Here is a 26213-nt window from a genome sequence, read left to right on the forward strand (position 1 = left end):
AAGGGATAAAATTATATGGAAACAAATACTATAGAAGAGAATAAAAAAAATAATATCAATTTGATAATTGAAAGAGCAGCGAAGTCAGCAGCAGAACAAGCTATACAAATATATAAAGCAAAATTAAATGAAGAAGCTATTGAACTATATAATAGAAAGATAAGAAATACTAAACTGTTGCTGAAACATTATAGAGAGTTTAAAAAGCATATTGATAATTCTGTTTTTAAAGTCTCTTGCAAAAACGGAAATGCTATTGAAGTGTTGACTACACTAGCAGATAGATATGTAAGTGAAGATTTGTTTGTAGAAAGCATCAGTAAAAGTGTATCTAGGACTAATGTGATAATTGCACATATAGATATAATGTTGAAGATATATGAAGAGTATTGTAATAACTCTAATGATATAGAACAAAGACGATATAGAATAATAGAAGAAAGATTCATAAAAGAAGTAAAACATAAGAAAGATAGATGTAGTATAAACAAGATAGCTAAAAGAGAAAACATAGATACTAGGACTGTATATAAAGATATAGACCAAGCGTGTGAAAGACTAGCAGCTCTAATCTTTGGTGTAGATGGAATAAAGAAGTATTGAAAAAGTATATGTGAATGGGCATGTTTTTATATATAGATAGGTTTAAATAAGATACATATTGATATATAATAATATCAGTAATTGCAAATGATTAAGTGTATAATAAGAGAAGTATTAATTTATAAAGATATAAAGAATAAAAGGGCAATAAGTGTTCATATACAAAACAATTTCAAAATGGTAATATATAAAGTGTAGAATTGTCCTTCTGATATAAAAGGGAAATCAGAGGGAAAAGTGAGGGTAAATATAGGGAAAAGAAAATGTTATAATGATAATATGGAAAAGCTATATATAAGAACTAAATAAAAATATTTATATTAAAAAACCTAGCAAATAGATTAGGTTTTTTATTTTATATGTTTGTCTTAGAAGACTTAGATTAATTTCTAGGTCTTTTTTAATGAAAAAACTTAATAAATTTCAGATATCGGTAATTCCGACATCTGAAATTTATTAAAAATGCATAATACATATTATTCAGATATGCACACTATGCATATCTAAAATTCAAATATTTAGGAGGTTGATTTTATGAAACTAAAACTTGTTAAAAAAGGAAAATTTTTAGGGACAACATGCGACTTTTACATGAATGAAGAAAAAGAAATATTTATGAGCAGAACACAATTAGGTCATGCTCTTAAATATTCTAACCCAAGTAAAGCAATAGAAAATATACATAACAGAAATTTTGAGTATATGAGAGGAAAATCTATTGAAATAACGGGGGCTCAAATTGAGGGGTCGATATATAAAAACAAAAATGCTAAGAGAATATATATGTATAATGAAAAAGGAATCTATGCTATAGTAAGAAAATCTAATATGCCTGTTTCTGATGAGTATTTTGATTGGGTATATGAAGTTATACATTCTATAAAAGAAAATGGATATTATATAGCTAATGAAAAAGATGAAAACTGGTTAGGTATAAGAACAGAAGGTAAAAAAGTTAGAAAAGATTTTACAGATGAAATACAAGAGTTTGTATATTATGCAATGCAAAGGGGCAGTAAGAAACCAGAAATGTATTACAAACATTTCACAGAATTAGTTAGAAAGAAATTAAGTATACCAAAAGGTATTAAGAGAGATGAATTGAATCAAGGGGAACTATTCGACATACAAGCACTAGAAAGAGTTATAACAATGAAGCTAGATAAATTAATAAATGAAGATATGGACTATAAGGATGTATATAAAAAGATAAAAGAATTAATTGATTTAATATAAATAAGAGGTGAAAGTATATGGATGATAATAGAGAAGAAAAGATTAAAATGAGAGATACATTTAGAGACTTAGCAAAATTATTTGATAAAAACATGAAGCTAGAAGATGAAATAAAAAGTTTGACAGAAGAAGAAACTAAGAAACAAGAAAGGTTAGTAAAAAGATATGAAAAAGTAGTTGAAACTATTTGTGAGAAGCTGGACTATCTAGTAGCACTAGAAGAGGAGTAAACAAATGAGAAGAATAGTATGTGATAAATGTAATAATAAATTTAAAGTAGCTTATAAAGATGTAAGAACAGAAACTATTGGAGATATAGAAATAAAATATTTTATATGTAGAAAGTGTAAAGAAAAGTATATTATATATTATGAAGATGAAACATTAAAAGGACTGAAAGAATTATATAAGGAACTTATTTATGAAGAACAAAATGGATTTACAGATAGAACAACAAAGTCTGAAAGAGAAAAAGTTTTTGCTGAAATGATTGCATATGTAAATACATTAAAAGAAGTGTGTAATAAATATCTTAATAAAACAGAACATGAAATGAAAGACATAGAAAAATACATGGAAGAATTATTAAGAGAAGAACCAAGTGAAGTATATGAAGCTTAAAAAAATATGCAGGTGCGGTAAGACAATAGATTATAGCGAGAAGGCATGTAGTGAGTGTGCTAAAAAATATATTAAAAGCAGAAAACAGAGCAATAAAGTATATAATTCTAAGAATAGAAATAAAGAAAGAGATAAATTCTACAATGGAAAAGAATGGAGAGAAACCAGAGAGTATATATTAGAAAAAAATATATATTTAGATTTGTGGGATTATTATATTAATAAAAAAATAACTATAGCTAATACAGTGCATCATATCATTGAGTTGTCAGAAGATGAAGAACTTTCATTAGAAGAAAATAATCTTGTACCATTATCATCTAAAACACATAAAAAAATACATACATTATATGAGAAAAATGAGATAACAAAGAAAGAAACTCAATCAAAATTAAAAGAGATATTGAGACTTCATAAAATATATAATGAATAAGGCTATCCCCCCTACCTATGAAAAAAAGAAAAGGGGATGCGGAGAGCGAACAGGGGTATATATATACGGAGATTTTCCCTTTTTAAGATTTTTTTGTAAAAAAAAAATGCAAGATATCTTGCAAGAAAGTAAACTGTTTTTTAAAAATAGCTGATAGCTATTATTTTTTTGTACAAATTTAAAAAGGATTGGAGGTGTAAAAAAATGGGGAGAAAAAAACAAATGACATCTACAACTAAAAAACATTTAACTAAAAAAGAAAAACAGACTCGGCAAAATGTAGAAAAACAAATAAAACTTGATAGGGATGATTTAGTAATAGTTCCAGAGTTTTTAAATAGTGATATTTTAGCATATAAAGAATTTTTAAGGGTAGTAGAGGAAGCTGGCAAAATTGACTTGTGGGATAATTTAGACTTAGCAATAATTTTAATGTACAGTGATGCATATAGTAATTATATTAAATTGAAAGAGCATATAGAAAAAACAGGTCATGTTACTTCTGGAAAAGATACTGATAAAATAAGTCCTTATGTAACTGCAAAATTTAAATATGCTGAATTGATACTAAAATGTTCTACTAAGCTAGGTTTAGCAACTACAGATAGATTAAAATTAGTTGTTCCAGAAAATGAAAATTCAAAGGAAAATAAATTTGCTAAATTTATAAAAGTAGGAACATAATGGCTAAAAGAAAAAAAGATAGAGTAACAGAATACGCCAAAAAGGTGGTTGCTAAAAAAATAATAGCTGGTGAAAGTGTTATTCTAGCATGTAAAAGACATTTAAATGATTTAAAAAGAAGTAAAACAAAAGAATTTAAATACAAATGGGATGTTGAAGCATCAGAGGAAGCACTTGACCTTTACAATGAACTTACTATTTTAGAAGGCGATGAAGTACAAACTCTAAAAACACGAGGATTTCAAGATTTTATTTTAGGTAGCTTAGAAGGCTGGATTGAAAAAAGAACTGGATATGTAAGATTTAGAGAAGCATATGTCCAGCTTGCTAGACAAAATGGAAAGTCTTTTTTATCTGGAGCTAAAAGTATAAAAACAAGTAATTTTTCTACATATATAAAAGGGAAAATTATTTGTGCAGCTACCAAGAAAGAACAAGCCAAAATTGTTTGGGAAGAAATAGAAAAGTTTATATTGGCAGACGAAGATTTAAATGAAATGTATAAAATAAAACGTTCTGATTATGAAATAATTGCAGGAATGACAGGTACAACAATAAAACCGATTGGAAGAGATACAAAAAGTTTGGATGGATTCCGTTCGATATTAGCAATACCAGACGAATTGCATGCACATAAAACAAATCAAGTATATAAATTACTTCTAGGTGGTCAAAGAAGAGTCAATAATGCTCTGATATTAGCCATAACTACAGCAGGTTTTGATTTGAACAGCTATTGTTATGAACATTATACTTTTTGTAAAAAAATACTATCTGGAGCCATAACTAAAGAAAGTTTATTTATATATATTGCTGAAATGGACAAAGAAGATGATATTTGGGATTATCATAATTGGGCAAAGTCAAATCCGTTACTACTTTTAAATGAAGATGATAGTATAAACAAGTATGAAGTTGCAAAAATGAGTGAAGTCGCAATAGATGCTAAGGAAAAGGGTGGAAGCGAACTCATGGACTTCATGACGAAGTGGTTAAATATTTGGGTTACATATAAGGATGGAAAATATCTTGATGCTAAATGGCTTGAAATATGTGCATGTGACTTAACTCTTGAAGATATGAGAGGTAAAGAATGTTATTTAGGTATAGATTTGTCAAGTGGTGGAGATTTAACTTCTATAGCATTAATATTTCCTCTTGAAGATGAAAAAGTTTATATTTATAGTCATTCATTTATGCCAGAACTAAGAATTATCGAACATGAACAAACAGATGAAGCACCGTACCGAATGTGGGTAAATGAAAAACTTCTAACACTAACTACAGGAGCTTTTGCTATTAAAACAGACTATAAATTTATAATAAAACATTTAGAAGATACATTAACAGAATATGAAATAAATGTAATAAAATGTGCCTATGATAATCACAATGCAAGTGCTTTTATATCAGATTTAGACTTCTTAGGTTGCGATTTGATAGATGTACCACAAAGTGCTAGGTCACTAAATGATGCAACAGTAGACTTTAAACTATCTATGAAAGCAGGTCAAGTTTTATATAATAGAAAAAATAAGTTGTTTAAATGGAGTGCTATAAATGCAACTATAACAAAAAATAGCTTTGGAGAAATAAAAGTTGATAAATTAGAACAAGAAAATAGAATAGACCCAATAGATTCAATTATTGATGGTTGGAAAATGTACTTTGAAGATGTAAAACAAAATGCAGATATTGCATATGTACCAGATTAATTAAAAGAGAGGGGAAAAGATGGGTGTATTAAATTGGTTAAGAAATATTAGGTTCAAGACGCCAAAAATAAACTTTGCTAGAGGTAATAAAAGTAGTTCATTTTCATTTCATAATAGTGATTTAGCCAATAATGAAACTATTTTTGCAGCAATAACTATACTTGCTAATTCGATAGCTAGTGTTCCGATAAGCCTTCGTAATGGATATGTAAAAGTTAAAGCTAAAGAACATTATATATCAAAGATGCTTAGAGATGGGTTAAATCAGAATGACACTATGTTTGAGTTTATAAGACTAATGGAGGTAGTAAGGAATGTAAAGGGGAGTGCTTATGCAATAAAAGAATATGATTATCAAGACAATATAAGTTCTATATGGGTGTTAGACTCGGATTTTGTGACACCTTTTATTGATACTGACACAAAAGAATTATGGTATAAAATATCAACTAAAGATGGAGAAAGTTATTTTCACAATAGACATATAATTGCTGTTAATCATATCAAGTCTGATTTTGGAAAAGGTATAAGCCCTATTAATGTTCTAAAAAATACATTAGATTATGATAGAAAAGTTAAGGAGTTAAGCATTGAACAACTATCTAATAATATTAATTTTAGATATGCATTTAAGATAAATGGTAATATGAGTAATGAAAAAATGGCTGAGTATCATGAGATGATAAAAAGATATATGGATAAGGGAATTATCTATCTGGATAATGGAAAAACACTAGAGGAACTTAAAAATAATTCATTTATTGACCCGAAAGTATTTGAAGTAGAAGAAATAACAGTAAGTAGAGTAGCAAGAGTTTTTAATATACCAACGCATAAATTGTATAGTGGAAAACAGACTTATTCGAGTTCAGAACAGGGTGATTTAGAGTTTTTAGTTGATACAGTGTTACCAATAGTACGCATGTACGAACAAGAATTAAATAAAAAATGTTTAAATACTGCTGAGAGTGACAAAGGTTATGAAATTAAATTTAATTTGAGTGGATTTGCAAGAGCAGACATGAAAACAAGAGGTGAGTTTTATCAAAAAATGATTAGATGTGGCGGGTTGACACCTAACGAAATTAGAGAATTAGAAGATAGACCACCAAAAGAAAATGGAGATGATTTAATGGTGAGTAGAGATTTAATAGCAATTAAAGACCTACCAATGTTATTAACAACAACTAACTTGAAGGGGGGTGATAAAATTGAAGAGTAGAATATTGGAACTTAAAAATAAAGATTCAGATTCGAATACTATTAAAAAGGTTGGAAGTATAGAGATAAAAAATCAAAATGAAAATAGTGCTGATTTATATTTTTATGGAGATATTGTTTCTGAGTCTTGGCTTAGTGAATGGTATGAGGATGATAAATGTCCAGCAGATGTAAGTGAATTTTTAAATGAATTAGAAGGTATACAAAATATAAATATACATTTAAATTCTGGTGGTGGTTCTGTGTTCGCTGGACTTGCTATATATAATCAATTAAAACGATATGATGCAAGTATAACAACTTATATAGATGGAATAGCAGCGAGTATTGCAAGTGTAATAGCATTTTCTGGAAATCGTATTATTATGCCAGAAAATGCTTTGTTAATGATACATAAACCATCCTCTTGGTGTGGAGGAAATGCAGAAGATTTTAAAAAAGAAATTGAGATTTTAGATACGTGTCAGAAAGCAATTTTGAGTGTTTATATGACAAAAGTTAAACCAAACGTTACAGAAGAAGAAATAAATGATTTAATCAATTCTGAAACATGGCTTACAGGAAAGGAAGCAGCAGAATACTTTGAAATTGAGATAGAAGAAGCTATAAATGCAGTTGCTTGTTCCTCGGATTATTTTGATAAGTATAAAAATATGCCCAAAAATAAGATTAGTAAATTAAAAAGTACTAAGAATGATTTAGAGTTACCAGTTATGGAAGAAGAAACAAGGTTGTTAATAGAAAGAATAAAAAATAAAACAAAATAAAAGGAGTGAATTTATAATGAATAGATACCAGTTGGAACAAATGAAAGATGGAGTAAAAGAACAATTAAAGATAGAAAATGAAAATCTAGCTAAAATGTATCTTGATTCTAAAACTACTATAGAAACAAGACAAGAACAACAAAAAATAGTTAAAGATTTAGATGAAAGATTTGAAGGTATAAAAAATAAAATAAAAGAAATTGATGATAAAGAAGCTAAAGAAATGGCTTTGAAGAATAAAAACAAAAACTTAGGAAACAGTGAAAAAGATATTAGAATAAATGCAAAGGCTGAATTAATAAGAAATGTTATGGCTGGTAAAGCAGCTACAAAAGAAGTACGAAATGTTCTTGGTGATGGTGCTAGTCTTAATGATGGAGATAAAATATTGCCTAGAACTGTTGCAAATGAACTATTATATGAACCAATGGCTAAAAATCCATTAAGAGGAATATCGGAAATGACAAATATAACAAATTTAGAAATTCCTAAAATCATTTTTTCTTTAGACGATGATGATTTCTTGGATTCAGATTCAGCTACAGCAAAAGAATTGGAAGCAGATGGAGCAAGTGTGACTTTTGGGCGAAATAAATTTAAAGTTTTTTGTGACATAACAGAAACTGTACTAAAAGGGACTAATACTAATTTAGTTCAAGTTGTAGATGCAGGTTTAGAATCTGGATTAGCTAAGAAAGAGAAGAAAGTAGCTTTTGAATCAACAAATCCTACAGATATGTCTTTCTATAATAAGTCTGCCGAAAGTGGAAATCCATATTTAATAAAAACAATAGAAGGTAGTGATATGTATGAATCCATAATAAATGCTTTAGCTGATTTAGAAGATGATTATTCAGAAAATGCAAATATTGTTATGAAAAAAGCTGATTATTTTAATATGATTAAGATATTAGCTAATGGAAATACAACTTTATATACTGCACAACCAGAGCAAATATTAGGAGCACCAGTTGTATTTTGTGATTTAGCTAAAATACCAGTTGTAGGAGATTTTAGATACTCTCATTTTAATTATGACCTAGAAATGTTTTATGATAGAGATAAAAATGTTAAAACTGGTATAGAAAGTTTTGTTTTAACTGCGTATTTAGACCATAAAATTAAAATGAAATCTGCTTTTAGACTAGCAACAGTAAAAAGCAATACACCCTAAACCAGACCTTCCAGAAGAAGGTCAACCAGAAGTAGTAGAAAATAAATCAAAAGCTAGAAGTATGAAAAAAACACAAGAAGTAAAGTAGGTGAATAGCTTGGATGAAAAAGAGCTACTGAATTCCATTAAAGTTTATTGTAGATTAGATGATTGTTTTGAAGAAGAGTTGAAAGACTTAAAAGAAGCAAGCGAAGAATATTTAAAAAATGCAGGTATAGTTGCTAATTATGAAAATAAATTATATTTTTTAGCAATAAAAATGCTTGTTTTGCATTTTTACGATAATAAGGGAATAACAAGTAATAAAACAGAAGAGGTTCCTTATGGAATAACATGCATAATAAACCAACTACAAATGGGAGGTTTAGCTAAATATAAATGTTAGATAATAGAATAATTATAGAAAAACTTTTTGAGAATGATACAGATGAAAGAGGATTTCCACTTAATGACTGGAAAACATATTATACTTGTTGGTCAGATTTTAAAGCTGTAAGTGGTAAAGAATATATATCTGCAAAAGCTACATCTAGTGAAAATGTAGTAACTTTTACTATAAGATATTCAGAAAAAGTGAAATTGATAATAGAAGATGCAGAAAGCACTAAAAGATATAGAATTAAATTTAAAAATAAAATCTATGATATAATTTATATTTCTGATTTTGAAAATAAACATAGATTTGTTGATTTTAAATGTAAACTTGTATCTTAATAGGATGTGAATAAAATGAGTATGGAATGGAATGGTTTTTCAATATTACAACAGAAATTAGAAAACTTAGAGAAAAAAGTAAGTAATGAAGTAGTGGACAAAGCATTAGATGGAGGTTCAGAGGTGCTTCTAAATGGTCAAAAAGAGACTGTACCTGTTTTAACAGGAAATCTATTGCAATCTTTAGGCGTTTTTGATAAAAAAGGTTCTGGAGCTAATAAAAAAGTAGATATAGGAATAGCACATAATAAAGATAGGTCAGCTACATATGGATATTATCAAAATTATGGTACAGAAAAGATGGCAGGAAATGGATGGATGCAAAAAGCTTGGAATATGAAAATAGGAGAAGCAAGTACAAAAATAAAAGAAATACTCAGAGAATCATTAAAGAATCGTTAAAAAATTGATGGAGTATAAAAAATGATAAATGAATTGATTTGTAAAATAATGAAAGGTCTAAATATAGATTGCTATTATTTAGAAGCTAATTGTAAAAAAGATAAGTATGTTATTTTTTCAATTTACAATGAAAATAGACTTGACCAAAATTTGTATGATGATGATTATATAGCAACTACATATAATATACAATTATCATTCTGGTACAAAAATCCTAGTGATATTGATTTATATGAAGATATAAAAAATAAAATGAAAGAAAATGGTTTTTATCTTAAATCAGTAGTAGATAGAAAAGAAGGCGAGTTTTATGGTAAAACATTCGACTTCTTATATGAAAAAGATGAATAATAATAAAATTGTTGAGGTGTCCAATTTGGACACATTTTTTATGCAAAAATAAAAAAGGAAGAAGGTAATAGAATATGCCAAAAGCAGAAAAAAATTATAAAAGTAAAATAATATCTGGTCTTAAAAACATACATGTTGCAAAAGTAAACGACGATGGAACTTTTGCTGTTCCAGTTCCTATATTAGGTGGAAAAAAAGTCGAATCAACATATGAGGTAAACGAAGATATAACTTATGCAGATGATATGGCTGTTGATAACGATATGAATGTTTCAAATGGTTCTGGAAAAATGTCAGCTTTGGGATTGTTAATAGATGAAAAAGCATTAATTTTCGGTGGAGATAATATGTCTGGAGGTTGGGGACTGTCTACTAATATGCAAATGCCCAACTTAGCGATTCTATTTGAACAACAAAAAAGAGATGGTGGGAAAATTTTAAATGTAATATATAATACACAATTTAAACCAGCTGGAATTAATGCTACTACGGTAGAAGAAAAGAAAGAAAAGGAGATTGTTGAATTAGACTTTACTTCATTACCAGCTATAGCAAGTGTTGATGGTAAAAACTATTTTTATTACACAGTAGATACAAAAGATGAAAATGTAAGTCAAGAAATGATTGAAAACTGGTATAAAACAGTTCAAGTTCCAAAGAGAACAGTAGAGAATACTCCAGAATCATAAAAATAATATGGAGGGCTTATAAACCCTCCATATTTAATTAAAGGTGAAGAAATGAATTATAAAGAAAAAATTATACATGGTTTTGATAACATACATTTATGTGAAATAGATGAAAATTCTGTTCCTAGAAAAATATTAGGTGGAATTTCTGTAAGTATAGAATTAAAACAATCTTACAAAATTATGAAATGTGGTGGAAATGAAAACATAATTTTTTATGGTAAAGTAACTGGCACAGGGAAACTGAATTTATTGGGATTAACAGCAGATGAAGAAGAATTAATATGGAATTTTAAAAGATATAAAAATGGAATAGTTGTTGAAGATAGTATAAAACCAAACAATTTAAGATTACTATTTACAAGAAAAAGACGTGATGGAGCAATTATTTATTACTGTATATATAATGTTATTTTTGATATAGATAGTATTTTAGCTGAAACAGATACAGCAAAAAGAAGTAGTAGTAAAAGAGAATTAAATTTTAATGTGTTTGTTGACAAAAAATTGAAATTAACCTTTTTTTCGATGGACACAAAAAATGGAGAAAAAGAAATTTTAGATAAGTGGTTCAAAAAAATACAAATTCCAGAAAGGTAAAAATATGATAGATGATAAGATAACAATTAAGTTAAATGAAGAAAGTGTTGTGTATGATGCTAGGCTGGATATGGGAGCAATAGCAGAAACACAGCATTTTTTCAAGTTAAGAAATGATTTTATGACAGTACCAGAAGTTTTGAAATGGGTTGGTAAAGGCGATTTTATGGTGGTAAATGAATTAATTATACAGTCTATATTAAGGTGTCACAAACAATTGAATAGAGAAGATATAATAACAAATTTAAAGTTTAGAGAAATGCCCAAAATACATGAATATTTAAATTTGTTACTTGAGAAAGCTATGCCAGCAAAAGAAAAAAATAATGGTGAAGATGAAATTGAGGATATAGAAGAAAAACAAGATGATTGAGACTTTGAGTACTTAGAATATTTATGGACTACAGTATTAAAAAGACCAGTTCGAGATTTTTTAAAAACTACACCAAAAAAATTATTTTCACAACTTGATGCACATGGAAAATTCAAAGGTGTAGATAAAGAAAAAAAGAATGTTGAGATTGTTAATTCTACAGAATTTATGTAAAAAAAGGTGGTGGTTAAATGTCAGAGGAGATAGAGAAGCTATCGGTCACGTTAGCACTAGAAGCAAATAACTTTACTAAACAAATCAGTGCAATAAATAAAGAAATAGGTAATTTAGATAGAGAATTTAAAACAGCAGCACAAGGTAATAAACAATTTGAAAATAGTTTTACTGGTCTTGGTGCTAAGATGCAAAAGCTTACAAAACAGATTGATTTGTATAATAAAAAGTTAGAGAGTCAAAAAAATCAGTATAAAAGTTTGCAATCTACTTTAACCACTCAAAAAGCCAAGCTGGATAGTTTAGAAAGCACACTAGATAAAAATTCTAATGAATGGAAAAAACAAGCTCAACTTGTACAAAAAAACGCTGAAAAGTTAAGTAGATTAGGAAGTAATATAAACCAAACTAAAAGTACGATTAGTAGACTTAGAACAGAATTAACACAAACAGGTCAAAAATTTCAAGAACTTGGAAATAAAACATTAACTATTGACCAAAAACTGAGTAGATTGAATAGTCAAGCGAGATTAACAGAATCAGAGTTCGGTAGACTTGGGGCAGAGCTTGCACAAAGTGGGTCATATTTTCAAAGACTTGGAAATGAAATGAATCAGCTGGGAAGTAAAATACAATCAAATAAAGCTAGATTGGCAATATATCAAGCTGAATTTAACAAATTAAATAATGAGTTAAATCAAAATAAACAAAAACATGCACAACTTGGTGCTGAGATTAGGAAAACTGAAAGTATTTTAAGCCAAGTAGCAGCGTATTATGGTAAAAATTCACATGAAGCACAACAACTCACACAAGAATTATATAGATTAAAAGATGCTTATAATAAACAAGAAATAGAAATAAAACAAGCAGAAACAGCACTAAATGGCTATCAAGCAGAGCTTAATCAGACTAGTGCAAATATAACAAGATTATCAGCACAACTTAGACAAATGCCTTTTACAACATTAAGCCGTTCGCTATTAACGGCTGGACAAAACTTGAAAAGCGTTGGAATGAGTCTAGGTATGTATGTATCTATGCCACTCGGGATGTTAGGGATAGCAGCAACAAAAGCAGGAGTCAACTTTGATACTTCTATGAGTAAGTTACAAGCTACAGCAGGTATAGCTGATAAAAGCAGTGTTTCATTTCAAAAACTACAAGAAAAGGCACAAGACCTTGGAGCTAGAACTTCATTTTCAGCAGCACAAGCAGCGGATGGTTTAACATATTTAAGCCTTGCTGGTTGGGATGTAGAAACATCTTTGTCAAGGATAGAACCTGTGTTGAGAGCTGCCGAGGCGGGTGGTATGGATTTAGCATTGTGTTCTGATTTGGTAACAGATAGTATGTCATCAGCAGGAATCGCAAGTCAAGATTTTACTAAATATTTAGATATAACAGCACAAGCACAAAGAAAATCTAATACTAATATGCAACAAATGCTAGAAGCATATGTAACAGCAGGGGGAATGTTTAAAAACTTAAATATGCCACTTGAACAGTCTGCCGCACTTATTGGAATACTGGCGAATAGAGGAACAAAGGCAAGTGAAGCTGGAAATGCATTAATAAGTGTTTTTAGTAATATAATTGGTGAAAATGGAAGAGCAGGAAAAGCGTTAGATGCATTAAATATATCACTGTTTGATTCGCAAGGGAAGCAGAAGGATACTGTTGCAGTTTTGAAAGAAATGAGTAACGCATTAGGTGTAACCTCTGATTCTACAACAAAGTTGACAGAAGAAGAGCGGGCAAGGTTTGCAACAATGATTGGTGGTAAGACGCAATATGACACATTGATGAAACTGTTAGCAGGTGTGAATGATGAATATGATGAGTTAGAAGATTCTTTAAAAAATTCTAAAGGGTCATTGATGGAAGTTGCTACAACCATGAAAGACAATTTAGGTGGTTCAATTATAAATATGAAATCAGCACTTGAAGGAGCAGGAATAAAAGCTTTTAAAGCTATGGAACCAGTACTTGCAAGTCTTATACAAAAAATTACTGAATTGGCTAATTGGTTTACTAATCTTGGAGAATCTTCGCAACAAAACATAGTCAAAATGGCAGCTATAGCTGTAGCACTTGCACCTGTTTTAATGATTTTTGGTCAACTTATAATTGTTAGTAGTCATTTAACTAATCTGATGGGGAACATTAAGAAAGCTACAACAGCATTAGGAGCTAGTGGTTTTGGGAAATTAGCAGCAAAGGTTGGAGCTTTAATTCCGAAATTATTTACTCTACAAGGTGCTTTTGCACTGTTAGCAGCAGGTGGGATTGTATTAGCTACAAAAGCCTTGCATGACTATAGTGTTGCAGATGGCAAAGCATATGAACAAAGAAAAAAGAATATTGAAACATTAGATAGAGAAAAGAAAAGCTATGAAGAATCACGACAAAAAATTGGATATATAGCTCAAGAGTATGACAAGTTAAAAGGCAAATCGAAATTAAGTTCAGAAGAAGCTGAAAGGTTAAAAACATTAACTAAAGAAATTGCTGAGATAATGCCAGAATTAGTATCTGGATATGATGAGGAAGGCAATCCAATTTTAAAAATGAAAGGTTCAGCTACAGAGTTATGTTCTGAACTAGATAGAGCAATAGAGAAAAAAGAACGTCTTATAAATTTTGATAAAATGGACAATGCTGAAATTGCTGTTGATAAGCAGTCTGGTAAAAGAGGTAAGGATGGTAACAAGCTTACAGGAAAGGCAGCAGATTCATACCAAACAGACGGCGAAAAAATTATAACCATACAAAAAAAGTACAATGATGATATTGCAAAGTTAGAAAAAGATGGTGTAATTCTACGTGGTAAAATAAGAAATTCAGAAGGCAAAGACAGAGAAAAATATATACAAAAATATAATGAACATTTAAGAAAAAGAGAAAAATTAACACAAGATGCACAAAAAGAGAATGAAAGAAGTTTAGAAGAAGCTAAGAAAGTAGCACAAGAAGTTGAAGAAGGTGTATTTGCTACTGTAAAGTCTAGTAGTAGTTTTAAGTCTAGCGAAAATAATGATGCTAAAAAACAGTTTGATGACCTAAAAGGTATTTTAGATTTTAGTGGAATAAAGACACAAGAACAATTATCTAATGCAGAAAATGCTATGAATAAATTGTTTAAGTCAGCCTCAGCTGGGAAAATAAATTTATCTGATGTAAAAAAAGAAATTGAAGGAGCTAATGATGCATTAGCTAAAGATGGAAATTTAAATTCTTATAATAAAAAAATGCAAGATTTGGCTAAAACAATTGCTAATAAAACAGGAACAAAAGCCAGCGACTGGGTAAGCTTATTAACTACTTTAGATAAAGAATTTTTAAAAACTAGTGATTCAACAGATGTTTTTCTTAAAAAGTTTAATAGAACTAGACAACAATTAGAAGCTGGTGACAGTTTAGCTGTTGCAGTACAACAACAATATGAAGCATTAAATGCTGCTCTTGAAGGTCTACAGATAACAGGAAAAGAAGAGGTAGACATACAGACTGTTATTGATTTTACTAATGACCAGAACATACCAGAAGATGTTAGAAATTTTGTAAATAGCTTAATAAAAAAAGATGCAAATGGAAATATAACTAATTCAAAAGAAGTTATAAAATTTACAGCAGATTTATTATTTGAACTACAACAAGAAAATCCTAACTTTGATAATTTACAGGCAGAAGCAGATAAGCTGTTCAAAGGTGACAAAGTAAAAGTAACAGAAGATTTAGAAATTACAGAAGGTGAAATTGACACATCAAATGTCAAAACAGATGATGTTGAACAAAAAATAAAAGATAAATTTGCACAAGATAAAGTATCAGCTAAAATTAATGTTGCAATTGAAAATGGAGATATAAATTCTGATAAAGTTAAACTAGTTGGAGAAATATTTGATAAAATACCAGAAGATGTTAGAACAAAATTTATATTAGATAATACAGAAGCGATTAATAAAGCAAAAAATTACGATGATATAATTAAATATTTAAAAGAAAATCCAGAAATTGCACAAAAATATAATATTAAGGTAGAAGGATTAGAGAAAACCAAAGAAATTAATGAAGAAACTGATAAAATTAATAAAAAGAAAGCTGAACCAGAAGTAAAAGTAAAAAATGCAGGTGAAAGCAAAAAGGAATTAGAAGATGTAGGAAAAGAAGCTGACAAAGTTGACAAGAAAAAACCAGAACCAGAGGTAAAAGTAAAAAATGCAGGTGAAAGCAAAAAGGAATTAGAAGATGTAGGAAAAGAGACTGATAAAATTGATAAAAAGAAAGCTGAACCAGAAATAACTACAAAAGGGGTTGAAGGTACAGCTGAACAGCTGAATCAATTAGCAACTAAAGCAAAAGAAGTAGGGAAAGGTAAATATGAAATAAGCATAACAGCCAAGACAGCACAAGCAGCTAAAAATGTAAGTGGGTTAATAACAAAGATAAATCAATTTGGTAAAGTAAAAGTTAAACAATTAGTATTTAAAACAGAAACAGCACAAGCAGCTAAAAATGTTACTGGTTTAGATAAAAAAGTAGCTAGTTACAAAAATAAATATGGTGGAAAAACTATAACAACAACATTTAGAGCAGAAACAGCACAAGCAGCTAAAAATATTTCTGGATTAATGCGTAAGATAGATTCGTATAAGGCAAATTATGCAAGGTCATTTACAACATCAATGACGGCAAATGTACAAGTTAATAAGAATGTTACAACAACAGAAAAAACAGAAAAAACTGAGACTGGAAAACCTGCATCATTACCAATAGAAAGGGCGATACCTGCACCTACATTATTAAATGATTCACCAACACCAGCTACAAGAGAAAAAATAATCCCTAGAGCTAGAAGTTTTACTAATTCAACGCCAATTGCAATTACTGGCAAAGACATAGCAGATGCATTAAAATATGATGTTAATTTATTGCAAGAGTTAGAAAATAGATTACAAAAAATAAATAATGAATTAACTAGACTAGATAAGTTATCAGAAAATGCAACTGATGCAGATAAAATAAAATATCTACAAAAACAAAATGAATTGTACAAAGAACAGGCAGAAGTACAAAAAGATTTAGAAGATAAATTAATAAGACAAAAAAATTATTATAAATCTGCACTTGAACAAAAAGGACTAAAATTTAATAGTGACGGAAATTCAACAAATTATGAAGAGGAAATATTAAAGAAAAAGAAAATAGTTGCAGACTTAGAAGAAAAAGCTGAAAAAGCAAAAGATAAGAATAGTGATTCATTACAAAAAAAAGCTGAAAAAGAAAAAAATAGCTTGGAAGAAATACAAAAACTTTATGATGAATATATAAAGGTTACTTTAACCAGTTTACCAGAATGTATAGGTCAGTGGAATGAACTTAATCAGAAAATCAAAGAAAATGAACAAAGTATAAAAAATGTAAAAAGAGAGCAAGAAAAATTATTCATGGAATCGACATGGACATCTATGTACAAAGATGTTCAGCAAGTGAAAAATGAATTAGATATGTTAGATGTAAAATTAAAAAATGCATCTACAGAAGAAAAAGAAGAAATAATTAAGAAAAAAATAGAGTTACAAAAAAAGTATAATAAAGAATTAACTGAAACAACTGAGTATATGAAACAAGTCCAGAATCAGCTTAAAGGTAAATTGCAAAAATTAGGATTTGAATTTAGGGATAATGGAGATATTTCTAATTATATACAACAATTACAAAAGTTGAAAGAAGAAAACAAAGATTTTGAAGAAGCGGAAGAACTTGCAAAAGGATATTTAGATTTATTATTAGAAAAAATACCATCTGCACAACGAGAGCTTGAAGGAATAACTGGAGCAATAGCAGATTTAAAAGAAGAACAAAAAAAGCTATATGAAGAACAATTAAACACTATCACAGATGTAGAAAAAGAAATAACAGACATATATAAAAAGCAAGTTGAAGAAAGAAAAAAATTAATTGATGAAGAATTAAAGAAAAGAACAGATTCTCTTAATAAAAAGAAAAAAGCTTATAATGATGCAAGAGAAGAAATGAATTATAAGAATGATGAAAAAGAGCAAAAAGATGCTATTGCAAAAATAGAAAAAGACTTAGAAAAAGCTAGAAAAGATACAAGTTTATCTGGTCAAAAAAGAGTACAAGATTTAGAAAAAAAATTGCAAGAAGAGCAGAAAAAGCTAGAAAAATTAGTACAAGATAATCTTGATAAACAAGTAAATAATATGTTTGACAAAGAAAGCGAAAGATTAGAAAATGAAGCAGAAGAAACAGTCAAAAATCTTGAAGAAAAATTTTCTGATACAAAGCTTGCAGAGATAGTAAAAAATGTTCTTGACAGTGGAATTTTTACAGATATAGACGGTAATGTAAAAGATTTACAGGATACAATGATTGAATTTATAAACAAATACCAAGATGGTCTGACTATTGCAGGTGATAAAATAAAAACTGAATGGTTAGACAAGTTGGATGAAGCTCTTGAAAAAATGGAAAATCTAGCAGAAATAAATGAAAAATTAGGTGTAAAAGAATTTAATACAAATTTAAAATCTTTAGACTATAATTCGCAAAGATATAGTCAACCGACTAGTCGCATGCTAAACAATAATACTACTAATAATAATCAAATTATTTTTAATCCTAGTAAACCGCTGATTGTGATAGAAAATGCTACAAAAGATTCCATACCAGATTTACAAAAAATTATTGATAAAACTGTAAAAGAAGCACTAAATAATTTTGCAAAAGAAATTGTTAAATAAAAAAGGAGATAAAAATTGTTTATTTCAGAAAAATTTATTTTAAATAAAAGAACTAGTGATTCAATGAGTGTAATTTTGATTACAGAATCAAATAATGACATATTCAGTGATTATGGATTTGTGTACTCTGAAACAATAGAAAAAGTAAAAAGTTATAATGATAATTCAACTTTTTTTAAAGGGGAAAAAGATACTAATGAAATAGTATTAAAAATATGTTTAGTAGATGGAAATTATGTTCCCAAAAGGTGGTCTGATTATGATATAGAAGAAATCTACACATGGATTAAAACAGATGATTTTATAGAATTTATCAGTGAAGATAATGTTGAACTTACTTATTATGTAAGAGTAACTAAAATAACAAAAAAATTTACTGATAATATGGAAGGTTATCTTGAAGTTACATTCCAGCCGTTTACAAATTTTGCTTATAAATCAGATGTTAAATCAATTACAATAAAAGAAAATATTGAAAGAAAAATAATTATAAATAATAAAAGTAATATGCAAGAAGATTATATGCCTATATTTGAAATAACTAATCTAGGGGATGAATCTACTGTAAATATAATAAAAAATACTAGTATAGAAGATGGACAATTTGAAATTGCAGGGATAGAAAAAAATGAAAAAGTAACAATAGATAATTTATATTGTACAGTAATTAATACAGAAGGTAAAAGTAGATTTGAAAAATGTAATAGAAATTGGTTAAGATTAAAAATAGGAGAAAATAAATTAAAAATTATAGGCAATTGTAAACTAACAATAAAGTCAAAATATCCTGTTTTAACTTAATCAATAATGAGGTGATACTTATTTTAAGAGAGAAAATTAATTTAAAAGAAATTAAAAAAGATTATAATATAACACTACATAAAGTTAATAAAAATATAATTGGACAAATACCAAAGTACTGTTTAAATTCTCTGACTAGGAAAATTGATGGTATTGACGAGTTAGAATTTACAATACCAAAATATGTTTTTGATAGAGATACATTGAAAAGAAAAATAAATATTATATATGATATGACTAAAAACGAAAGATTTATATGTATTAATAATAAAGAGTATTTTGTTATAAAAGAAATAAAAGAAGATAATTATAAAAGTAAAGTAGTTAAAGCATATTCAAGAGAAATTAAATTATCAAAAGTAGATATAAATATAGAAAATATAAATATACAGCTATTTACAGCAGAGGAAGAAAACGAAATATTTTCATTGAATGATTACATGAAAAATGAAACAGGATGGCAGCTAGGTCATGTAGATGAAGATATAGCATATGATGTATTAGAAGATGGAAGTAAACAAGAAAAAATCAGATGGCAAGAAAGTGTAAGCACGAATTGGTATGACTTTATTACAAAAAATATAAAAGAAGAATTTAATTGTGTTATTGAATTTGATACCTTCGATAAATTAGTTAATTTATACAATATAGATAGTTTTGGAGATGAGGTAAAAATAACATTAACAGAAGATAATTACATAAAATCTATTGAAAAAACCTTAAATACAAATGATATAGTAACAAGGTTGAAACTTGAAGGAAATGAAGAAATGGATATAATAGATGCTACTGAAACAGGGTATCCCTATATTGAAAATTATTCTTATTTTATAGAAAATGAAGAAATGAGTCCAGCATTAATAAAAGCAATAAATATATATGAAGAAATGGTAAAAAAAAGAAAAGTACAATGGAGAGAATTAGCAGATTTAAAAAGTAGTAAAAGCAATGAATTGACAGATAAAAAAAATGAATTACAACTTGTTTATGCATTTATAGCGGGTTTACAAGGTGAAAAGAGAGCATATGAAGCATCAAGAGATGATATTAATTTAGCTAGAATTATAGCAGAGATAACTAAAAAAAATGATGAAAAAGTAATACTAGAAGTTGCTGTAAGAAATTTAGAAGAAGAAATTGAAAATCTAAGAAAAAGTATAGATAATATAAACTTACTTTGTAAACGTGAAACTTCAACAGATAAAAATGGAAAATTAATATTTAATGATGAATTATTAGAAGAGCTGAAAGAGTTTGTGTATTATGATACATATACTAATTCAGCTTTTATTAAAGTTGAAGATTTAATAAAAGCTGGTGAAAGAATTTTAGAATTAAAATGTAAAACAACAAGTGAATGGTCAATAGATATAATAAATTTTTTAGATAGGATTTTAGATAATGGCAGGCAACATTGGAATGGAATATTAGGTCTTGGTGATGTAATAGAACTTTATAGCTATAAAGAGCATATAAGAAAGATGATATATTTTGTGGGATATTCACAAAAATTTAATCCTAGCAGTTTAACAATAGAATTATCAAATAAAAAAATGAAAAATGATGATATAAAAACTATCTCAGACTATTTGAAAATGGCAAAAGAGTCACTTCAAGTTTTAGAGTCTAAAAAATACTTATTGATACAACAGAAATACAATAAAATAAGAAAAAATAGAAATATCTAAAAAGGGGTGAAAGTCATTGGCTGTATTAGATAATAGCCCTACTTTTTCATATGTTCGTATAACTGGAATAATAGTACATTACTATGATGAAGTTTACAATGTTACAGAAAAATATTCTTGCATGAAATATATATATTGGAATAGAAAGAATCCTTATGAACTAGAAGATTCAAATATTTTATTTGATAATTCTAATGAGAAATTCCTTGTAATAACTAATACAAATGGTATGCATAATATAGTTCCACAAAGTGAAGATTCAAATTTCAGTATATCTTTTGATGGGGATTCTATAAAGTCTATTGAAAAACACATTCATGGATTATATGAAAAAAATGAGGAAAATGACAAAAGATTTGTTTCTATAGAAACAGATATAACAGGAGTAAAAACGACGATAGGAGATTTAAAAGAAGAAGATACAAAGATAAAAGAAAATATAACAAAATTAGAATTAAAATCTGATGAAATAGACGCTAGTGTCAAAAGTGTTAGAAAAGATTTTACAGATAATAAAGAAATAAATGAACTAAGAGAAAATGTTAATAAAAATATCATAGAATTAAATGCAGCGATTGGTTTATATAGTTCTAAGATAACAGAATATTTCAAGGATGATAAAGTAACAAATGAGGAAAAAACAGAAATAAATATACAAAATACTATTATTGATGATAAGAAAAAATTGCTATATGTGCAAATTGAAAAAGTAATTTTAATATGTGATAAAAATGTTGATACAACTGGAAAATTAAATATAAATAATGCTAAAAATGCTTTAAATGAAGCTCATGATAATTTGAAAACTGCAATAAATTCAGCTATAGCAGATGGTGTCGCAACTCCTAGTGACAAGGTTTTAGTTATAAATACTTTTTCTAAATATAATATAAAAATAAATGAATTGAAAAATGTTCTGGACAATATAATTTTACTTGGTGCAGGTGGAAGTATATCAGAAGAATTAGCGAATTTTAATATTAAATCTAATCAAATGACTATGAGTGTACAAGAAACAGAAAAAAATATAAAATCTGAAATTAAACTATTATCTGATGAAATAGCACTAAAGGTTAGTAAAGGAGAATTTAGTTCTTTAATAGAACAAAAATATGATAGTGTAAGGATAGCTTTTAATAAAATAAGTTCAGCTTCTGTGACTATTAACTATGATGGGATAACAATTTTGAATGGCTCTATAGCATGTGATTGCTTAACAACTCCAAGAGGTCACAACCCTATTATTCGTCTGTTTGAAGATAGCAGTGCAACTATATGTTTAGATGCACAAGAAAGTGATGGTTCTGTAAAAGGGAGTGCAGTAAGATTAAAATATAATGAAAACTATTTATTTATAAACAGATATGGAGCAAACATATTTGTTGATGGAGAGGTAAGACTACAAGTAAAGCAAGATGATGCTTTTGTAAAATGTGGAAATGCAAGATTTTGTTTTACTAATGACCCATATTCATTCTTCCCAGACCAAAGCAGAACTGACTTAGGGCAAAGCTATAACACATGGAGAAATGTTTACTGCGATACATTAAGGTGTGATGATGTTAGAAGTACATCAGATAACAGGTTCAAAGAAAATATTAATTATATAAGTATGACAAAAAGAAGGTCTTTCTCAATGAATATAGAAACACCTTTTTTAAATTTTTTAACAGATGATTTGAAAATAGCTACATTTAATTATAAAAATTTTAGTGAAGAAGAAAATAATCAACAAATCGGATTTATAGCAAATGATATAAAAGATACAGAAGTTGGAAAAATGTTTGTTTATGATTATAACGATGAAGGGCTAAAATTTAGTGTATCTGGATATACAACTATTATAGCAGCAGCGTTAAAAGAAGAAGTATTAAAAAGAGAAGAATTAGAAAATAAAATAAAAGAATTAGAAAAAAATATACAAGGATTACAAAGTAAAGGAGAATAAAAATGGATGTAGATTTTAAAATTCTGTATGAGAATGTACAAGAAGAATTGAATAAGAGTATGTCTAATATGTTGCTCTATAAGAGTATAGCAATGCAAAAAGATATAGAGATAAAAGACAAAGATAAAAAAATAAAAGAATTAGAAGAAAATATTATATCGCTTAAAAAACTATCTGAAAATGTAGAGGGTGTTGAACAATGCGAAACAGAGACTATGAAGTAAAACAATATTTTTTAGAAATAGATTTTTCAGAGTATGAAAATAGAAAAAATATAGTAAAAAAAATAATATATAGTGAAAATGATATTAATACAGCTTTTATTAAAGCACAACTAAAAAATGATGGAAAGATAATGGATTTAAGTAACTATGATGTCATAGTCAACATATGGAAGAATGTAGGTAATAAGGTGAACTCTCCATGTGTCATATTGGATGCAGAAAATGGAGAAGTAGAGATTCCAATTACTAGGGAAGCTTTGAAGGGTGCAGGTATAAACCCATTTACAATCATGGCTATAAATAGTGAGGGGTCTTTAGAATCTCCAAGATTTTATTATAGAGTAGAAGAAGGGCTTGTAAATGATGATGATATTGAAAATGCAGATGAATTTGGTGTTTTAGTATTATTAATAAGTCAAGTCAAAGAAGTCTTGAAAGATAATGATATTCTGGTTACTAGAGTTGAAAATTTAGAAAATTTGATAGAGGAACAGGAAGAAATAAGAGAAGCTAATGAACTGGTAAGAAAAGAAAATGAAGAAGTAAGAAAAACCAGTGAAGAAACAAGAGAAGCTAATGAACTGGTAAGAAAAGAAAATGAAGAAGTAAGAAAAACCAGTGAAGAAACAAGAGAAGCTAATGAACTGGTAAGAAAAGAAAATGAAGAAATAAGAAAAACCAGTGAAGAGACAAGAGAAGCTAATGAACTGGTAAGAAAAGAAAATGAAGAAATAAGAAAAACCAGTGAAGAGACAAGAGAAGCTAATGAACTGGTAAGAAAAGAAAGTGAAGAAGTAAGAAAAACCAGCGAAGAAACAAGAGAAGCTAATGAGTTAGTAAGAAAAGAAAATGAAGAAATAAGAAAAACACAAGAAATAGATAGGCAAAATTCTATAAAAAGAATGGAAAAAGAATTAATTGATAAAACTGATGAAAAATTTAATGAGGTTGATATAACACTAGATAATAAATTAAAAGAACAACAAAAACAACTTGATGATAAAATAGTTGAAACTAATAATAAGATAAATGAAGTAGATACTAAAATAGTTGAAGTTGACAACAAGATTGTTGAAGTGGATACTGCTAAAACAGATATGACAACAACTGTATCTAATAAATTAACTGAATTTGAACAAAGATTTGAAGAGTTGGAAAGTACAAATACAACAGGAGAAATAATACAAACAAGAGAAGCTTACGATGGAACTCAAAAAAATACATTGAAAGAAAGATTTACATATGATTTTGATAAAGTATATGAAAAAATAGCTGAAATGAGTTCGGCTGCAACTAATGTAGCCTTTAGTAAGTCTTATGTTGAATCTGATTGGTTATCTGATGGAGAATACTTTAAACTTACAGTTAACCATAATCTTGTTACGGAGAATATATTTGTTGCCATATTGGATGAAGCAACTAAGAAAAGTATGACTAATTCTTATACTGTAGTTGATTCTAATACAATAGAAATTTTTAATGAAAGTAATATAGATGTAAAAGTGACTGTTGTAAATGGTAATACCAATAAAGAAGTTATAACAGCTACAATAAACGATAATATAACAACACTAGATAGTACTTATTCTAGTGTTAAAATTGATTCAAAAATAGGTGTAAACGAATTAAGCACAAATGCTAAAAACCTAACAGATGCAGTTAATGAACTTTTTCAATCTGTCAGTAATGGAAAGGAATTAATCGCTACTGCTATTACTGACAAAAAAGTACCAACTAATAGTAGTGATACATTTCAAACTATGGCAAGTAATATTAGTAGTATAAAACAAATGCCAGATATGCCTAGTGATGTTGAAGAAGTTTGGCAGTTTGCAGGTCATACATTATATATAAAGTCATTATGTATAGATTCACAAGATAATATTTATAGTGGTAGCAGTGATAATACTATTAGAAAAATCTCGAGTTATGGTGTAGAGATTTGGAAGTTTGCAGGTCATGCAAGTAGTGTTTATTCAGTATGTATAGATTCGAGTGGTAATATAATAAGTGGGAGTGCAGATACTACAGTAAGGAAGATATCTTCTCAAGGTACTGAAATATGGCGATATGGTGGAAATAGTACTGCTGTAAGTGCGGTATGTATAGATTTAGAAAATAATGTCTGTAGTGGGACTAATGGAGGTGTGCTAACAAAAATAACTTCTGGAGGAACTCAAATTTGGAGTGTAAAACGACATGTAAGAGATATAACTTCTCTATGCGTAGATTCTCAAAATAATATAATTAGTGCTAGTTTAGATGCCGAAGTAACAAAGACATCAAGTAAAGGCGTTAAAATTTGGATATTTAGAGCATCTGATAGAGCAAATATAATATCTCTATCAGTAGACTCTGAAGATAACTTTATAAGTGGACATAACAATGGAGTAATAACAAAGATATCTTCTCAAGGTACTGAAATATGGAAATTTACAGGTCATACTGACTTTGTAAATTCGCTATGTGTAGATTCTCAAAATAATATAATTAGTGGTAGTCGTGATAAAACATTAAAAAAAATATCTCCTCAAGGAAAGGAGATATGGAAATTTACAGACCATACTGCTATTGTAGATTGTATAAATATAGATTCTCAAAATAATATAGTGAGTGGTGCACAAGATAATATAATAAGAAAATTTCAGCAGAATTTAGGTATTTTAATCACAAAAGACCATCAAAGTGAAATACACAAAGTAACTAAACTAGATACTATTGTGAAAGAGGTTTTACCTGCACCTACTGAAGTATGGGATAAAATCCAAGGTGGTTATGTATATTCAATATGTATAGACCTAAATAATAATATTATTAGTGGAAATTATGATAGAATAGTAAAAAAAATATCTCCAACTGGAGAAGAAATTTGGTGTTATAAAGGACATGAAAGTGGTGTATATTCAGTATGTGTAGATTTACAGAATAATATATATAGTTGTAGTAGTGATATTACTTTGAGAAAAATATCTTCAAGTGGTGCTGAAATTTGGAGATTTACTGGGCATACAGGTACTGTACGTTC

23 protein-coding genes are annotated in these 26213 nt (G+C 28.1%); all 23 read left to right on the plus strand.

The genetic code is table 11. From position 1 onward, the window contains the following. Positions 1-15: 15 nt before the first annotated feature. Positions 16-603 (plus strand): hypothetical protein, encoded by a 588-nt coding sequence (locus IR151_RS04315; protein WP_227433283.1) that lies wholly within the window; start codon positions 16-18, stop codon positions 601-603. Between the two features lie 534 nt (positions 604-1137). Beyond that, positions 1138-1839 (plus strand): BRO family protein, encoded by a 702-nt coding sequence (locus tag IR151_RS04320; protein WP_227433284.1) that lies wholly within the window; start codon positions 1138-1140, stop codon positions 1837-1839. Positions 1840-1856: 17 nt separating this feature from the next. Further along, positions 1857-2069 (plus strand): hypothetical protein, encoded by a 213-nt coding sequence (locus tag IR151_RS04325; RefSeq protein WP_227433285.1) that lies wholly within the window; start codon positions 1857-1859, stop codon positions 2067-2069. A gap of 4 nt (positions 2070-2073) precedes the next feature. After that, positions 2074-2460: a hypothetical protein gene (locus tag IR151_RS04330; RefSeq protein ID WP_021382718.1), complete on the plus strand. Its 387-nt coding sequence runs from the start codon at positions 2074-2076 to the stop codon at positions 2458-2460. Then, entirely contained in the window at positions 2450-2893 is a 444-nt protein-coding gene (locus tag IR151_RS04335; RefSeq protein WP_227433286.1) for an HNH endonuclease, read from the plus strand. Before IR151_RS04330 ends, IR151_RS04335 begins: the two co-directional genes overlap by 11 nt. 204 nt (positions 2894-3097) lie before the next feature. Continuing rightward, a complete protein-coding gene (locus IR151_RS04340; RefSeq protein ID WP_227433287.1) occupies positions 3098-3577 on the plus strand; it encodes a phage terminase small subunit P27 family in 480 nt (159 codons plus the stop codon). Then, positions 3577-5292, plus strand: coding sequence for a terminase TerL endonuclease subunit (locus IR151_RS04345; RefSeq protein ID WP_227433288.1), 1716 nt, complete (start codon positions 3577-3579; stop codon positions 5290-5292). Before IR151_RS04340 ends, IR151_RS04345 begins: the two co-directional genes overlap by 1 nt. A gap of 19 nt (positions 5293-5311) precedes the next feature. Next, positions 5312-6514, plus strand: a complete 1203-nt coding sequence (locus IR151_RS04350; protein WP_227433289.1) for a phage portal protein — start codon at positions 5312-5314, stop codon at positions 6512-6514. Then, on the plus strand, positions 6504-7280 hold the full coding sequence (locus IR151_RS04355; RefSeq protein WP_227433290.1) for a head maturation protease, ClpP-related: 777 nt from the start codon (positions 6504-6506) through the stop codon (positions 7278-7280). Before IR151_RS04350 ends, IR151_RS04355 begins: the two co-directional genes overlap by 11 nt. A 16-nt stretch (positions 7281-7296) precedes the next feature. Further along, a complete protein-coding gene (locus IR151_RS04360) occupies positions 7297-8454 on the plus strand; it encodes a phage major capsid protein (protein WP_227433291.1) in 1158 nt (385 codons plus the stop codon). Positions 8455-8551: 97 nt separating this feature from the next. Next, on the plus strand, positions 8552-8839 hold the full coding sequence (locus tag IR151_RS04365) for a head-tail connector protein (protein WP_227433292.1): 288 nt from the start codon (positions 8552-8554) through the stop codon (positions 8837-8839). Beyond that, a complete protein-coding gene (locus IR151_RS04370; protein WP_227433293.1) occupies positions 8833-9168 on the plus strand; it encodes a phage head closure protein in 336 nt (111 codons plus the stop codon). The genes IR151_RS04365 and IR151_RS04370 overlap by 7 nt, the downstream gene beginning before the upstream one ends. 15 nt (positions 9169-9183) lie before the next feature. Then, positions 9184-9570: an HK97-gp10 family putative phage morphogenesis protein gene (locus IR151_RS04375; protein ID WP_227433294.1), complete on the plus strand. Its 387-nt coding sequence runs from the start codon at positions 9184-9186 to the stop codon at positions 9568-9570. Between the two features lie 21 nt (positions 9571-9591). Then, positions 9592-9921, plus strand: a complete 330-nt coding sequence (locus IR151_RS04380; RefSeq protein WP_227433295.1) for a hypothetical protein — start codon at positions 9592-9594, stop codon at positions 9919-9921. 74 nt (positions 9922-9995) lie between these two features. Continuing rightward, positions 9996-10610 carry a major tail protein gene (locus tag IR151_RS04385; RefSeq protein ID WP_227433296.1) on the plus strand — a complete coding sequence of 205 codons (615 nt, stop codon included), beginning with the start codon at positions 9996-9998 and terminating at the stop codon, positions 10608-10610. A 51-nt stretch (positions 10611-10661) separates the two neighbouring features. Then, on the plus strand, positions 10662-11210 hold the full coding sequence (locus IR151_RS04390; RefSeq protein ID WP_227433297.1) for a major tail protein: 549 nt from the start codon (positions 10662-10664) through the stop codon (positions 11208-11210). A gap of 4 nt (positions 11211-11214) precedes the next feature. Then, positions 11215-11583: a hypothetical protein gene (locus tag IR151_RS04395; protein ID WP_227433298.1), complete on the plus strand. Its 369-nt coding sequence runs from the start codon at positions 11215-11217 to the stop codon at positions 11581-11583. Between the two features lie 191 nt (positions 11584-11774). Further along, complete coding sequence (locus tag IR151_RS04400) at positions 11775-18527, plus strand: phage tail tape measure protein (protein WP_227433299.1); 6753 nt, start codon at positions 11775-11777, stop codon at positions 18525-18527. Positions 18528-18542: 15 nt separating this feature from the next. Continuing rightward, a complete protein-coding gene (locus IR151_RS04405) occupies positions 18543-19328 on the plus strand; it encodes a phage tail domain-containing protein (RefSeq protein WP_227433300.1) in 786 nt (261 codons plus the stop codon). Positions 19329-19339: 11 nt separating this feature from the next. Continuing rightward, the gene (locus IR151_RS04410; RefSeq protein WP_227433301.1) at positions 19340-21016 is read left to right on the plus strand and encodes a hypothetical protein; all 1677 of its coding nucleotides are present in this window, start codon (positions 19340-19342) and stop codon (positions 21014-21016) included. Between the two features lie 16 nt (positions 21017-21032). Continuing rightward, complete coding sequence (locus IR151_RS04415) at positions 21033-22964, plus strand: tail fiber domain-containing protein (RefSeq protein ID WP_227433302.1); 1932 nt, start codon at positions 21033-21035, stop codon at positions 22962-22964. A 2-nt stretch (positions 22965-22966) separates the two neighbouring features. Next, positions 22967-23188: a hypothetical protein gene (locus IR151_RS04420; protein ID WP_021382691.1), complete on the plus strand. Its 222-nt coding sequence runs from the start codon at positions 22967-22969 to the stop codon at positions 23186-23188. Next, positions 23164-26213 (plus strand): BppU family phage baseplate upper protein (locus IR151_RS04425; protein WP_227433303.1); only part of this gene is annotated, 3050 nt, incomplete at its 3' end. The genes IR151_RS04420 and IR151_RS04425, both read left to right, overlap by 25 nt.

It is taken from the genome of Clostridioides sp. ES-S-0006-03 (assembly GCF_020662275.1).
Lineage (GTDB): Bacteria > Bacillota > Clostridia > Peptostreptococcales > Peptostreptococcaceae > Clostridioides.

Excerpts from the sequence above, each read along its gene's own strand:
- IR151_RS04375 (WP_227433294.1), top strand. The coding sequence starts at position 9,184 with ATGAGTATGGAATGGAATGGTTTTTCAATATTACAACAGAAATTAGAA.
- IR151_RS04390 (WP_227433297.1), top strand. The coding sequence starts at position 10,662 with ATGAATTATAAAGAAAAAATTATACATGGTTTTGATAACATACATTTA.
- IR151_RS04420 (WP_021382691.1), top strand. The coding sequence starts at position 22,967 with ATGGATGTAGATTTTAAAATTCTGTATGAGAATGTACAAGAAGAATTG.
- IR151_RS04350 (WP_227433289.1), top strand. The coding sequence starts at position 5,312 with ATGGGTGTATTAAATTGGTTAAGAAATATTAGGTTCAAGACGCCAAAA.
- IR151_RS04360 (WP_227433291.1), top strand. The coding sequence starts at position 7,297 with ATGAATAGATACCAGTTGGAACAAATGAAAGATGGAGTAAAAGAACAA.
- IR151_RS04370 (WP_227433293.1), top strand. The coding sequence starts at position 8,833 with ATGTTAGATAATAGAATAATTATAGAAAAACTTTTTGAGAATGATACA.
- IR151_RS04335 (WP_227433286.1), top strand. The coding sequence starts at position 2,450 with ATGAAGCTTAAAAAAATATGCAGGTGCGGTAAGACAATAGATTATAGC.
- IR151_RS04340 (WP_227433287.1), top strand. The coding sequence starts at position 3,098 with ATGGGGAGAAAAAAACAAATGACATCTACAACTAAAAAACATTTAACT.
- IR151_RS04315 (WP_227433283.1), top strand. The coding sequence starts at position 16 with ATGGAAACAAATACTATAGAAGAGAATAAAAAAAATAATATCAATTTG.
- IR151_RS04400 (WP_227433299.1), top strand. The coding sequence starts at position 11,775 with ATGTCAGAGGAGATAGAGAAGCTATCGGTCACGTTAGCACTAGAAGCA.
- IR151_RS04395 (WP_227433298.1), top strand. The coding sequence starts at position 11,215 with ATGATAGATGATAAGATAACAATTAAGTTAAATGAAGAAAGTGTTGTG.
- IR151_RS04345 (WP_227433288.1), top strand. The coding sequence starts at position 3,577 with ATGGCTAAAAGAAAAAAAGATAGAGTAACAGAATACGCCAAAAAGGTG.
- IR151_RS04320 (WP_227433284.1), top strand. The coding sequence starts at position 1,138 with ATGAAACTAAAACTTGTTAAAAAAGGAAAATTTTTAGGGACAACATGC.
- IR151_RS04325 (WP_227433285.1), top strand. The coding sequence starts at position 1,857 with ATGGATGATAATAGAGAAGAAAAGATTAAAATGAGAGATACATTTAGA.
- IR151_RS04380 (WP_227433295.1), top strand. The coding sequence starts at position 9,592 with ATGATAAATGAATTGATTTGTAAAATAATGAAAGGTCTAAATATAGAT.
- IR151_RS04330 (WP_021382718.1), top strand. The coding sequence starts at position 2,074 with ATGAGAAGAATAGTATGTGATAAATGTAATAATAAATTTAAAGTAGCT.
- IR151_RS04385 (WP_227433296.1), top strand. The coding sequence starts at position 9,996 with ATGCCAAAAGCAGAAAAAAATTATAAAAGTAAAATAATATCTGGTCTT.